The sequence below is a fragment of the Pseudomonas sp. 5P_5.1_Bac1 genome, from assembly GCF_025466015.1.
Lineage (GTDB): Bacteria > Pseudomonadota > Gammaproteobacteria > Pseudomonadales > Pseudomonadaceae > Aquipseudomonas.
The window spans coordinates 1-437 of record NZ_JANLNX010000069.1 but is presented as its reverse complement, the minus strand read 5'-3'; the positions used below and the strand labels follow the sequence as shown (position 1 = coordinate 437).

The window sequence follows — 437 nt, the reverse complement described above, 5'->3', positions numbered from 1 at the left end:
GATGGCCCGAGCGGCAAGCAACTGGCGGCGTATCTGGTGGCCGAGGACAGCAGTGACCTGAAGGACGCGCTCAAGGCGCACCTGAAAGTCCACCTGCCCGAGTTCATGGTGCCGAGCCACTTCGTGCTGCTGGAGAAAATGCCGCTGAGCGCCAACGGCAAGCTGGATCGCCGTGCGCTGCCCAAGCCGGATATCAGCCAGTCGCAGGCCGCCTATGTCGCGCCGGCGAATGCGCTGGAAACCCAACTGGCGGCGATCTGGGCGGACGTGCTGAAGCTGGAGAAAGTCGGCGTGACCGACAACTTCTTCGAGCTGGGCGGCGACTCGATCATCTCCATTCAGGTGGTCAGCCGTGCGCGTCAGGCGGGCATCGTGTTCAGCCCGAAAGACCTGTTCCAGCGCCAGACCGTGCAGGGCATCGCCCAGGTGGCGAGCCG

General features: G+C 65.0%; 1 protein-coding gene. It reads left to right on the top strand.

Annotation, left to right across the window (positions count from 1 at the left end; genetic code table 11):
- Window positions 1-437: phosphopantetheine-binding protein (locus tag NTD82_RS15115; RefSeq protein ID WP_262129286.1), on the top strand; the 437-nt coding region annotated here is incomplete at both ends.